We start from the raw sequence: 12,594 nt of genomic DNA, 5'->3' as shown, positions 1-12,594 counted from the left end.
TCTGGACGGCTGTGAACGATCTCAGATAGCGTTGAGGGGTGACAGCTTTCGAAGCAGAACTGATGACCACTGCGCCGCGCGACGCCGCGACCGTGCTCGCCGCACGGCACGAGCCCTGGGCGGAGCCCCTCGCCCGTCCTGCGATGAGCAATCACGTCGATCGACACGACCGGGTGCGGCTGACCAGCCGCTATCTCGAACGGGACGGTGTGCCGGTGATCCCGGTCACCGGGGAGATGCACTACAGCCGGGTCGATCGGGCCGACTGGCTCGAACGGCTGAGGCTGATGAAGTCGGGCGGGGTCACCGCGGTCGCGAGCTACGTGTTCTGGATCCACCACGAGGAGACCCGCGGCGAGGTGCGCTTCGACGGCAACCGCGACCTCCGCGCCTTCGTCGAGCTCTGCGCCGAGGTCGAGCTCGACTTCGTGCTGCGCCTCGGGCCCTGGTGCCACGGCGAGGCGCGCAACGGCGGCTTCCCCGACTGGGTGCAGCAGGCACCGGTCGCGGTGCGGACCGACGACCCCGGGTACCTGGCGCTGGTGCGACCGTGGTTTCAGCGGCTCGGAGACGAGCTCGCCGGGCTGTTCGGCGAGGACGGCCCGATCATCGCCATACAGATCGAGAACGAGCTGTACGACCAGCCCGAGCACATCAGCACGCTGAAGCGACTGGCGCGCGACGCGGGGATGCGGGCGCCGATCTGGACTGCTACCGGCTGGGGCGGCGCCCAGCTGCCCGAGGCCGACGTCATGCCCCTCTTCGGAGGGTACGGGGACGGGTTCTGGGTGCCGTGGGACGCCCCCTGGGACGCCACCTTCCGGGAGCACTTCTTCTACTCGCACGTCTGGGACGATCCCGGAATCGGAGCCGATCTGCGGGAGCATCCCGGCATCGCGGGGGTGACGGCGGACGTCGCCGAGCCGCGCACCCCGTCTCCGCTGTTCCCGGCCGCCACCTGCGAGCTGGGCGGCGGCATGGCGACGGCGTATCAGCGTCGCCCGAAGCTGACGGGTCTCGACGTCGCGGCCGTGGCCCAGAGCAAGATCGGCAACGGATCGGCGTGGCAGGGCTACTACATGTACACCGGCGGGACCAACCCGGCCGGCCGGCTCGGCCTGCAGGAGTCGCACGCGACCGGCTATCCGAACGACCTGCCGCGCTTCGACTACGACTTCGGAGCGCCCGTCGGCGCCACCGGGCGTCCGGCCGAGTCGCATTCCCACCTCCGCCGGCAGCACGCCTTCCTCGACGCCTTCGGCTCGGTGCTGGCGCCGATGCCCTCGACCCTGCCCGGTCTGCTCCCCGCCGGGATCGACGACGTCGAGACCCTCCGCTGGGCGATCCGCAGCGACGGCACGACGGCGTTCGTCTTCGTCAGCCGGCACCAGCCGATCGTGCCGCTGCCCGACCATCCCGACGCGCGCTTCTCGATCGATCTCGGATCGAGCACGGTCGAGTTCCCCGACGTCCCGGTGAGCATTCCGTCGGGCACCCTCGCGCGCTGGCCGGTCGGCCTCCCGGTCGGCGGGGTGACCGTCCGGTGGGCGACGGCCAGTGCGCTGACGGTGCTGCCCGGCGACGTGCCCACCCTCGTGCTCACGGCGGAACCCGGGATCGAGCCGCGCCTGGCCTTTGCGCCGTCCGCCGTCGTCGAGCCGGTGCCCGGTACGGGCCTCGACGGCGACACCGTGGTGGTCGACAGCGCCGAGCCGGTCGTGATCCCGGTGGTCGAGGGCTCACGGCGGCTCGACGTCCTCGTCGTCCCCGCGGCCCGCGCCGATCGGGTCTGGGTGGTGGGCGGTGGCGCCGACCGCCGGCTGGTGCTGTCGGCCGAACCCCTCTGGCACGACGCCGGCTCGCTCGCGGGTCGCTTCTCCGGCGACCGGCCGGAGGTGGCCCGCTACGATCCGGCGCGGCGGCGCCTGAGCGAGGTCCGAGGGCTCGTCGTCGATCCGTCGGTGCCTCCGACGCCGGTGGCGGCCCAGCTCGTCACGACCGAGGGCGCACCTCCCGCCGGCTACGGCGAGTCGGAGGGCCGGGCCTCGGCCCCCGACGACGACGCCTTCCGGCGGTCCGCCCGGGTCTTGCGGCTGGAGCTGCCGCCGTGGGCGCTCGAGGGCGGCGAGCTCGAGGTGCACTGGGCCGGAGACGTCGCCCGGCTGCTGGTCGACGGCGTCATCGTGCACGACCAGTTCTGGTCGGGTGTGCCCCTGCTCGTCGACACGGCCCGACTGGGAGTCGGGCCCGACTCGGAGCTCACGCTCGAGGTGCTGCCGCTGCACCCGGAGGCGAGGGTGGGGCTGCCCGACGGCGCCGCCCGACGTCGTCGCGCTGTCGAGCATCCGCTCTGCGAGGTCGACGAGATCGTGGTGCTGCGCCGGGGCGCCTGGCGCGAGGCGGACGAGAAGTGAGCGGCCCCGAGCCGCGCGGGCTGCGCGCCGACGGTGTGGTCGACCCGATCGGGGGCGCCGGCCCGACACCCCGGCTGTCGTGGAAGCTCGACGGCGACGGCGACGGCGACGGCGACGGCGGCGGCGGCGACAGCGGGGGCGTCGGCCTCGGTGCCGTTACCAACCGCTTCCGCGTGCTCGGCGCCCGTACGCGCTCGGCCGTGGTCCGTCGCGACGGCGAGCTGTTCGACCAGGTGGTCACCGAGCCCTGGCTGCGCTGGCCGGGCGAGGCGCTGCGGCCGCGTGAGCGCGTCTGGTGGGCCGTCGCCGTGATCGGCTCCGACGGCACCGAGCAGTGGTCGGAGCCCGCGTTCGTCGAGGCGCCGCTCGGGAGCGAGGACTGGATCGCCCGTCCGATCACCCACCGTGCCTGGGCCGCCCCCATCGCGCCTCCGGCTGCTCTCCCCGAGCTGCGCGTCCGCTTCCGGTCACCCGGGGTCGTCACCTCCGCCCGCCTCTACCTCACCGGCGCCGGGGTCGTCGTGCCCGAGATCAACGACGTCCGCGCCGTCGCCGGCGAGCTGGAGCCCGGTCCATCCGAGCTGCGCACCACCACGCTCGCCAGCGCCTGGGACGTGACCGACCGGCTCCGCGCCGGCGAGAACACCCTCCTGCTGCGGCTGATGAGCGGCATCGCCTACCTGCCCCGCGGCGGCCGGTACACGAAGTTCGAACGCGCGGGTGAGCCCGTCTGGGCATCCGTGCAGCTCGAGCTCGAGACCGAACAGGGCGAGCGGATGACCGTGGCCACCGGTTCCGACTGGGAGGCGCGGCTCGGGCCGATCGTCGAGTCGCACTGGTACGGCGGCGAGAGCCGGGTCGAGGGCACCTCAACCGCCTGGGAGCCGCCCGTGGAGGTCGAGGTCGGCAGCAGGCCGCGCTGGCGGAGTGCGCCGCCCGTGCAGGTGGTGGACACCGTCCGCGCGGTCGAGCGGGACCGGCACGCGGACGGTCGCCGCGTGTTCGATCTCGGCACCAACGCCGCCGGGCGGTTCCGGCTGCAGCTCGAGCACGCCCGCGCCGGGGTCCCGATCGTCCTGCGGCCCTCGGAACTCCTGGCCGACGGGCGGGTCGACCAGTCGACGACCGGTGCGCCGATCTGGGACGGCCTCACCCCGGCCGGCCCGCGTGTGGACTGGGCGCCCGACGGGGTCTACCACGGTGCCCGGTACCTCGAGGTGACCGGTCTCGATCCGGCGGAAGGCCCTGACGTGGTGTCGTTCGAGGTGATGCGAGCGGTGAGCGAGCCGGTCGGCGTCTTCGCCACCAGCGATCCGTTCCTCACTCGTCTGCACGGCATCATCGACCGGGCGGTGCAGAGCAACATGGCCGGTGTCTTCACCGACTGCCCGCATCGGGAGAAGCTCGGGTGGATCGAGCAGCTCCACTACTGCTTCTCCGTGCTCGCCCGGGGCTACGACGTGCAGGCCCATCTCGAGGACATGGTGCGGCACATGATGGAGGCGCAGACCGAGGACGGGCTGGTGCCGAACATCGCTCCGGAGCTCGTCGTGTTCAACGAGTGGGCCGTCAAGGGCGACATCGACGCCTTCCGCAGCGACCCGAACTGGGGGCGTGCCGTGATCGAACTGCCCTGGCAGCTCTACCGCCACTACGGCGACGACCGGATCATCGCCGAGTCCTTCCCGGCCGCTCTGCGCTACCTCGGCTACCTCCGCTCCCGCGCGGTCGACGGCCTGCTCGATTTCGGCTTGGGCGACTGGATCGAGATCGACGACGGGACCCCCCGGGCACTGGTGGCGAGTCACGGCTGGGCGACCGCCCTCGACACGGCCGCGCGCTCCGCCGAGCTGCTCGGGGACGAGCAGGAGGCCCGGCGGCTGAGGAACGAAGCGGCCGAGGTCTGGGCGGCCGTGCGGCACCGGTTCTCCGACGAGAGGAGCGGCACCTGGGGTTCGGGCAGCCAGGCCAGCTGGGCGCTCGGCTGGAGTGCTGCCCGGGCATCCGGCGACGTCGAGGCGGAGCGCCGTGCCGTGGCCGGACTGGTCGCCGCCGTGCACGCCGACGGCGTCGCGTTCACGGTCGGCGAGAACTCCCTTCCGTCTCTGATCCAGGCGCTGGCCGGGTCGGGTCACGACGACCTGCTCGACGCCCTCATCCGCCGAACGGACGCGCCGGGGTACGGGTACCAGATCGCCGCCGGGGCCACCGCGCTGACGGAATCGTGGCAGGGGGCCCACGGGAACACCGGCGTGGTGTCCCAGAACCACTTCATGCTGGGGGTGATCGACGACTGGCTCACGGGCGACGTGGCGGGACTGCGGCAGAGTGACGACTCCGTGGGCTGGCGGCGCATCAGGGTGGATCCGCATCCGCTGCCCGACGTGACGGCTGCGGTGACGGTCTTCGACTCGCCGCGGGGGCGGATCACCGTCGGCTGGAGGCGCGACGACGACGGCCGGCCGGTCGTGGCCGTGCAGTGCCCTCGCGGTGTCGAGGTGGAGTGGGCGCTGGCGGCCGGGATCCGCCGCGGCGGAACGATCGCGGAGCTGCACCGGGCGGTGCAGCCGGGTCGGTGACCGCGGGTCTCGGGCGTGAGCGGGTCTCCGGCGTGAGCGGGTCTCCGGGCGTGAGCGCGGGTCATAGGTGACCGAAAGGTCGGGGCAAGGCGGCTGATATCCGGCGTCCCTAGGGTCGGTCGCATCCGATACCCGCCCCCGGCCCAGCGGCCGGCACCGAGGGAGACCATGAAGAGCATCAGGCCCCTGCGACGCCCGAGTCGCCTCCGACGCCGTACGAAGATCATCATCGCCGCCGCGACCGTGCTGGTCGTGGCCGGCTGCGCCTCCGCCGTGGTGGTGCAGCTGACGTCGGGCGCGGCGTCGGCGTCGGCGTCGGCTGACGGTCCGGTCAGCCGGACCGTCGCGGCCTCCCTGGAGACCCTGGACAAGACCGTCGCCGCCACGGGCACGCTCGCCCCGAGCGTCGACGAGGACGTGGCCTTCGAGGTCGCCGGAACCGTCACCGCGGTGAATGTGGTCGCCGGATCGACGGTGACGGCGGGAGACGTGCTCGCGACGGTCGACACGCTGAGCGTGCAGGCCGATCTGCTCGAGGCCGAGGCGAACCTGGCCTCGGCCAGGGCCGCCCTCGCGTCGGCCGAGTCCGACGACGACGGCAGCGATGCCGACACCGCGACGATCGCGGCCGCCTCGGCCGCCGTCGACGTCGCGGCGAAGAGCGTCGACACGGCGTCGGCCGCCGTCGGCAAGACCACGCTCACCGCTCCCGTCTCGGGCCTCGTGACCGCCGTCGGCCTCGCCGTCGGCGACGTCGTGGGCGGACAGTCCTCGTCGACCGGCTCCACCCCGTCGACCGGGACCGACTCCGGCACGTCCGCCGCGCAGTTCACGATCGTCGGCACCGACTCCTGGGAGGCGGCGCTCACCGTCGGCGAACGGGACGTCACGAACGTCGCCGTCGGCGATCAGGTCGAGTTCTCCACCGACGACGGGGACTCCTTCTTCGGCACCGTCAGCGAGGTCGGGCTCCTGCCCTCCACCTCGTCGGGGGCCGCCGCCTACCCCGTCACGGTGGCGGTGACCGGCTCGCCCGACGGTCTGCACGACGGCATCGCCGTCACGGCCTCGATCGTCTACGAGCGGCGCACCGACGTGCTGACCGTGCCGAGCGGCGCGGTGACCACCGCCGACGACGGCACCTCGACCGTGACCGTGGTCGACGCCGACGGTGGGGAATCCACCCGGACGGTGACCGTCGGTGAGACCGCGGGCGACCTCACGGAGATCGTCGAGGGTCTCGTCGAAGGCGAGACGGTGCAGGTGACCGTGTTCACGCCGGGCTCCGGCTCCGGTTCCGGCACGACGCAGCTTCCCGACGGCCTGGATCCGAGCCAGTTCGGCGGGGAGCTCCCCGAGGGCTTCGACCCCGGCCGGTTCGGCGGGCAGGCTCCCGGAGGGGCGGTGAACGGTGGTTGAGCGCGCGTCGTCGGACGGGATCGTCGAGCCGGTCATCCGTCTCACCGAGGCGAAGAAGGTCTACCGCTCGGGATCGATCGAGTTCGAGGCCTTGCGCGGGGTCGATCTCGAGATCGGCGAGGGAGAGTACGTCGCCGTCATGGGCCCCTCGGGCTCGGGCAAGTCGACCCTGATGAACATCCTGGGCTGCCTCGACACCCTGAGCTCCGGAAGCTACCGCCTGGCGGGGGCCGACGTCGACGACTTCGACGAGGTCGAGCTGGCGCGCATCCGGAACCAGCGGATCGGTTTCGTCTTCCAGCAGTTCAACCTGCTGCCCTCGCTCGAGGCCTGGCGCAACGTCGAGCTGCCGTTGCTGTACGCCCGGGTGCCCGCCGCCGATCGGCGCCGCCGGGCGGAGGAGGCGCTCGACCGGGTCGGGCTCGGCGACCGGTACGGCAACCGACCCGGTGAGCTCTCCGGCGGACAGCAGCAGCGGGTCGCCGTGGCCCGGGCCCTCGTCGGCGAGCCGACGCTCATCCTGGCCGACGAGCCGACGGGCAACCTCGACTCCGTCTCGACGGAGGACGTGCTCGGGCTGTTCGACGAGCTCCACGGTCTCGGGCGCACGATCGTGCTGATCACCCACGAGCAGGAGGTGGCCGACCGCGCCCGGCGCACGGTCCGTGTGCGGGACGGGCTGCTCCACGGCGAGGAGGTGCGCGCATGAACTGGCGTGAGACCCTCGACACCAGCTGGTCGGCCGTCAGGTCGCACGCGCTGCGGTCGGTGCTGACCGTCCTCGGCATCCTGATCGGCATCGCCGCGGTGATCCTCACGGTCGGCCTCGGCCTCGGCACGCAGAAGGACGTGAGCTCGCAGATCAGCTCGCTCGGCAGCGACCTGCTGATCGTCTCGCCGGGATCGAGCACCGACAGCTCGGGCCTGCGCGGCGGTTTCGGCACCGGTTCGAGCCTCACCGCCTCCGACGCCGAGGCGCTCTCCTCCTCGGTCAACGCGCCCGACATCGCCGCGGTCGCGGCCGAGAAGTCGAGTTCGCTCTCGCTGGAGGCCGGCGACGGCAACTGGACCACCACGGTCACCGGCACGACCCCCTCGTGGCTCGACGTGCGCTCCCGCGAGATGCTGTCGGGCGAGTTCATCGACGAGGAGGATCAGGACACGGCCGCGTCGGTCGTCGTGCTCGGCACGGAGACGGCCACCGAGCTCTTCGGCACCACGAACGTCGTCGGGCGCACGGTGACGATCGACGGCCGAGGTCTCGAAGTGATCGGGGTGCTCGCGTCGGCGGGATCGGACTCGTCGTCGAACCTCGACGACCTCGCCGTGGTGCCGCTGTCGACCTCGTCGAGCCAGCTCGTCGGGGCGTCCAGCGCCTCGTCGGTGTCGACGATCTACCTGAAGGCGGCCGGGGACGGCCAGCTCTCGGCCGCCTACCAGGAGGCCACGTCGGTGCTGCTCAACCTGCACGGCATCTCGGCCGCGGCCGACGCCGACTTCACCATCGCGAGCCAGGACGCCCTGGTCGACACCGCCACGTCGATCTACCGGACGCTCACCGTGCTGCTCACCGGCATCGCCGCGCTGTCGCTGCTCGTCGGCGGGATCGGAGTGATGAACATCATGCTGGTCTCGGTCTCCGAGCGCACGCGGGAGATCGGGCTCCGCAAGGCGCTCGGGGCCCCGCCCTGGGCGATCCGCCGACAGTTCCTCGTCGAGGCGGCGATCCTCGGGCTGTCCGGCGGGCTGCTCGGGGCGGTGCTCGGCATCGCCTCCGCCTTCGCCCTGCCCGGCGTGATCGGCTCCTCCATCGAGGTGTCCCCGGCCGCCGTGGTGCTGTCCATCGTCGTGGCCGTCGGCATCGGCCTGCTCTTCGGGGTCTACCCCGCCACGCGGGCCGCCCGGCTCGCGCCGATCGACGCTCTGCGCAGCGAATAGACCCGCCCTCCACCCAGAAAGCACGAACCATGAGAACCCTCTCCCCGTCATCCCGTCCCGCACGTCTCTCCGTGGCACTGGGTGCCCTCGGTGTCGCCGGGATGCTCGCCCTGTCGGCCTGCGCGTCGGCGACCAGCGCCGGCTCGACTCCGTCCCCGGCGGCCTCCTCGGCCGGTTCCGCGGCCTCCGCGGGCGGCTCCTCCCCCGCCGGCCGTGGTGTCACCGGGGAGATCGCCGCCGTGTCGGGGAGCACCCTCCAGGTGCAGGGCGACGACGCGCAGACCGCGGTCACCGTGGGAGCCGACACGACGATCACCGCGACCGTCGCGGGCTCGTCGGCCGACGTCACCGTCGGGTCGTGCGTCGTGGTGATGTCCGGGGCCGCCGGTGGGTCCGGCGACGCCGCCGCCACCTCGGTGGTGGTCAGCGCGGCGGTCGACGGCGAGTGCGAGGCGCCGGGCGCCTCGGGTGGCGGGGGCGGGGGGATGCCCGGCGGTGCGGCGCCGGAGGGGGTGATGCCGACCGGAATGCCGGACGGCGCGGCGCCCGACGGCGTGATGCCCACCGACCTGCCCGACGGCGCCGGCGCCCCGACCGGTGCGCCCGGTGACGGCTCGGGTGGTGCGGGCGGCGGCTTCGGCGGCTTCGTGAGCGGCCTTGTCACCGCCGTCACGGCGAGCGGCTTCGACGTCGCCGTCACGTCCCCCGACGGAACCGAGAGCTCGGAGACGGTAGCCGTCGACGGGTCCACGACGTTCAGCGTGGTGCGCTCGGCCGACGCCTCCGCCCTCACGGTCGGCAGCTGCGTCACCGCGACGGGCGAGGCCGACGACAAGGGGGCGGTCGCGGCGACCAGCCTCTCGGTGTCCGAGGCGGGCGACGACGGATGCTCGACCGCGCTCTTCGGTCGTGGGCCCGGCAGCGACGGGGGCAACTGATGGCGAAGCGCTCGAGGCGGGTGCTGGCCGTGGGCATCGCGACCGCCGTGCTCTGCGCGGCCGGCGGCGGTGCCGCCTTCGCGCTCTCGCAGGGTTCGGGCACCGAGTTCCGCACCGCGACGGCCGAGGTCGGATCGGTGGACCAGCGCGTCTCGCTCAGCGGCACGGTCGCGTCGGCGACCCTTCGCGACTCGGCGTTCCAGGTGGGAGGCACGGTCGCGGCGGTCTCGGTGACCGTCGGGGACACGGTCGCCGCCGGTCAGCAGCTCGCCGCTCTCGACAGCGGTGACCTGTCCGACGCGGTGGAGACCGCCGAGGACGGGGTCACGACCGCCGAAAAGCAGCTCGCCCGGGACCTCGAAACGCAGGTGTCCGGATCGTCGTCGTCCTCCTCGTCCTCGGCGACCGACGTCGGTACAGGCACCGGTGACGCTGCGCAGGGCTCGGGCGGTGGTGGCGGAACGACCTCCGGCACACAGCCCGACCAGGGCACCCAGCCCGACCAGGGTGGCCAGCCGACACCCGCGCCGACGCCGACACCCACACCGACACCGACACCGACACCGACACCGACACCGACACCGACACCCACACCGACGCCCGGCCCCGACGGGGGAACGGATCAGCCCGACCAGGACGTGCAGTCGGCGATCGACGCCGTCACGGCGGCGCAGTCGGCGCTCCTGGCGCAGTACTCGGTGGCCTCCGAAGCGCTGGCCACCGCGCAGGAGACCATCGCCTCGTCGGACGAGACCTGCCGCCCCTTCCTCGAGGCCGTCCTCGACGAGTCGGCCGAGACCGGCGACGGCGGCAGCACCGACACCGACACCGGCGACACCTCCACGCGGGCCGACCTCGACGCGGTCAAGGCCGAGCTGGCCGCGTGCCAGTCGGCGATCACCGAGGTGCAGACGCAACAAGGGACCGTGGACGACGCCCAATCCGCCCTCACCCCGCTCGTCGACGACCTCGACACCGCCGTCGCCGCGCTCCGGGCGGCCGTCACCGGCACGACCACGCCGGAGGTGGACACGGGTACCGACACCGACCCGGACTCCGACGCCGACACCGACACCGACGCGGACACCGCGTCCAGCACCGCCGCGACGGGCTCGGCCGCGACGATCTCCCTCGCCTCGGCCGTCACCGCCGACCCCACCCCGAGCACGGGCTCGGGCGCCGGCGCCAGCTCCGGCACCGGCTCCAGCACCGGCACGATCACCGCCGAGGCGATCCTCGCCGACCAGGCCACGATCGACCAGGCGAACGCCGAGCTCGCGCTCGCCCAGCAGAAGCTCGCCCTCGCGAACCTCACCAGCCCGATCGCCGGCACGGTCGGCGCCGTCGCTCTGGCGGTCGGCGACACCGTCACGGCGTCGTCCACCACCGCCGTCATCTCGATCGTCGGCGACGACGGGTACGTCGTCGAGTCGACGGTGAGCCTGGCGAAGGCGCGCGAGCTGTCGGCTGGGCAGGACGTGGCCGTGACCCTGTCCGCGTCCGGCGCGACCGCGACCGGCACGGTCGGCTCGATCGGGGTGCAGAACGTCTCCGAGGACTCCACGACGCCGAGCTACGCGGTGACCGTCGCGCTCGACCCCGCCGACGCGCAGCTGCGGGACGGAATCTCGGCGCAGGCCGTCGTGACCGTGGCGTCGCAGGGTGACGTTCTCACCGTGCCGACCTCCGCGGTGCACCGGGACGGCTCGGCCTACACGGTCGACGTCGAGGTCGACGGACAGGCGCAGTCGACCCCGGTGGAGGTCGGCGCGATCGGTTCCGAGCGCACCGAGATCGCCTCGGGGCTCGACGAGGGCGACGCCGTCATCCTCGCCGACGTGGGCGCGGCGATCCCCACCGATGACGGCGACAGCGTCGACGGCTCCGGCGGCGGGCTCACCGGCCTGGGCGGCGGGACCTCGACGACGACGGTCCCGGGCTCGGGCTCCGGCTCGTTCCCGTCGTTCCCCACCCGCTGATGCCCGTCGTTCCCACCCGCTGGCGCCGGCCGAGTTCGACCGCGCGGCTCAGCCCTTGAAGACCGCCGCGATGCCGTCCCACCACGCCGCCGACTCCGCGCGCGCCGTCGCGGCCCGGGCGAGCCCGCACGAGCGGATGCCCGCCCGGTCCTCCCACACCGCGGCCACCCGCGCCGCGGCGGCGCCCGTGCCGTCGAGCACCTCGTCGAGCTGCAGCACGGCGTGCTGCCCCAGGTTGCCGAGCGCCCCCGTGAGCTTCACCGTCGTGTAGTCGTCGACGGCGATGCCGACCGTCGGCACCCCGCCCGAGACCGCGAATACGGCCGGGTGGTAGCGGCTCGTCACGACGAGCGACGCCTGCCGCGCGAGGCCCGCGGCGGCCACCGAGGTGGGGGGTACGACGGCCGAGGTGGGCACGCGCATCCGCTCGGCCACCGCCCGGTGCAGCACCGAGTCGCCTCGAACCTCGTCGTCGCGCAGGCTGCCGAAGTGGGCGACGAAGACGATCGCCAGGCCGGTCGAGAGGGCTATGCCGTCGAGCAGGCGCGCGGCTGCCTCGGCGAAGGCGTCGCGGTCGGCGCCGTTCAGGTGGGTCGAGAAGGTCACGGCGCAGTAGGGGGCGGCGGGCGAGGTGACGGATGCCCGGTCGCCCACGAAGCTCGCGTCGTCGACGGTCGCCCGCAGCAGCTGCTCGGGCACCCCGAGCTCACGGCAGAGGGCGTACGACGACGGCTCCCGGAGGCCCGTCAGCACCGTCGACGACAGCAGTCCCGCCACGAGCGACCCGTCGGACGCCGTCAGCTCGGGCCCGATCGTCTGCCCGCTCACCACGAGCGGCCGGCCGAGCGCGTGCGCCACGGCACCGAGCGTCGCCCGTTCGAAGATGTGCAGCGGCCAGGTCGAGGCCATGTTGCCGCCGCCGCAGACGAGCACGCCGTCGCTCGCGCGCACCGCCTCGACCACGGCGAGGGCGGGGTCGCCCTCGGGCAGCAGGCCGCTCTCACCGCGGGCCGTGTCGACGACCCGGCGCATCCGCTCGCCGTCGGCGGCCCGGTCGAGCGAGGCACCCGCGCTGAAGCCGATGCGCGAGACTGCGTCGACGTCGTAGCGCGCCGCGGTCTCGGAGGGGTGCGACGAGACGGCCGTGACGGACGTGGCGCCGCGCTGCCGCAGCTGGTGCAGCGCCTCGTCGAACATCGCCTCGTCGCCGATGTGGATCATGTCGTCGACGACGCCGACGTCTCCGATCAGGACGAGTCGCATCGAGGTCTCCAGGGGGTCGGTGAGGGGGTCGGTGAGCGGGTCGGTGAGGGTACCGACCAGACGC

The 12,594-nt window shown here is 73.4% G+C and carries 8 protein-coding genes; 7 read left to right on the top strand and 1 reads right to left on the bottom strand.

The window, feature by feature from the left end:
- Positions 1-62 precede the first annotated feature (62 nt).
- The 7 genes from NVV95_RS06050 (at position 63) to NVV95_RS06020 (ending at position 11,267) form a co-directional block, all read left to right on the top strand.
- Positions 63-2,414, top strand: coding sequence for a beta-galactosidase (locus tag NVV95_RS06050; RefSeq protein WP_259485641.1), 2,352 nt, complete (start codon positions 63-65; stop codon positions 2,412-2,414).
- A complete protein-coding gene (locus NVV95_RS06045) occupies positions 2,411-4,993 on the top strand; it encodes a family 78 glycoside hydrolase catalytic domain (protein ID WP_259485640.1) in 2,583 nt (860 codons plus the stop codon). The genes NVV95_RS06050 and NVV95_RS06045 overlap by 4 nt, the downstream gene beginning before the upstream one ends.
- A gap of 168 nt (positions 4,994-5,161) precedes the next feature.
- Entirely contained in the window at positions 5,162-6,412 is a 1,251-nt protein-coding gene (locus tag NVV95_RS06040) for an efflux RND transporter periplasmic adaptor subunit (protein WP_259485639.1), read from the top strand.
- Positions 6,405-7,121, top strand: coding sequence for an ABC transporter ATP-binding protein (locus NVV95_RS06035; RefSeq protein ID WP_259485638.1), 717 nt, complete (start codon positions 6,405-6,407; stop codon positions 7,119-7,121). Before NVV95_RS06040 ends, NVV95_RS06035 begins: the two co-directional genes overlap by 8 nt.
- Positions 7,118-8,350, top strand: a complete 1,233-nt coding sequence (locus NVV95_RS06030) for an ABC transporter permease (protein ID WP_259485637.1) — start codon at positions 7,118-7,120, stop codon at positions 8,348-8,350. The genes NVV95_RS06035 and NVV95_RS06030 overlap by 4 nt, the downstream gene beginning before the upstream one ends.
- Before the next feature lie 71 nt (positions 8,351-8,421).
- Positions 8,422-9,288, top strand: coding sequence for a hypothetical protein (locus NVV95_RS06025; RefSeq protein ID WP_259485636.1), 867 nt, complete (start codon positions 8,422-8,424; stop codon positions 9,286-9,288).
- Positions 9,288-11,267 (top strand): efflux RND transporter periplasmic adaptor subunit, encoded by a 1,980-nt coding sequence (locus tag NVV95_RS06020; RefSeq protein WP_259485635.1) that lies wholly within the window; start codon positions 9,288-9,290, stop codon positions 11,265-11,267. Before NVV95_RS06025 ends, NVV95_RS06020 begins: the two co-directional genes overlap by 1 nt.
- 48 nt (positions 11,268-11,315) lie before the next feature.
- On the opposite strand, the gene NVV95_RS06015 is transcribed toward NVV95_RS06020, so the two are convergent.
- Positions 11,316-12,530 carry a polysaccharide pyruvyl transferase family protein gene (locus NVV95_RS06015; RefSeq protein WP_259485634.1) on the bottom strand — a complete coding sequence of 405 codons (1,215 nt, stop codon included), beginning with the start codon at positions 12,528-12,530 and terminating at the stop codon, positions 11,316-11,318.
- Positions 12,531-12,594: the final 64 nt, after the last annotated feature.

Source organism: Herbiconiux gentiana (genome assembly GCF_024978135.1).
Classification (GTDB): Bacteria; Actinomycetota; Actinomycetes; order Actinomycetales; family Microbacteriaceae; genus Herbiconiux; species Herbiconiux gentiana.
This window is presented reverse-complemented; position numbering and strand designations above follow the sequence as displayed.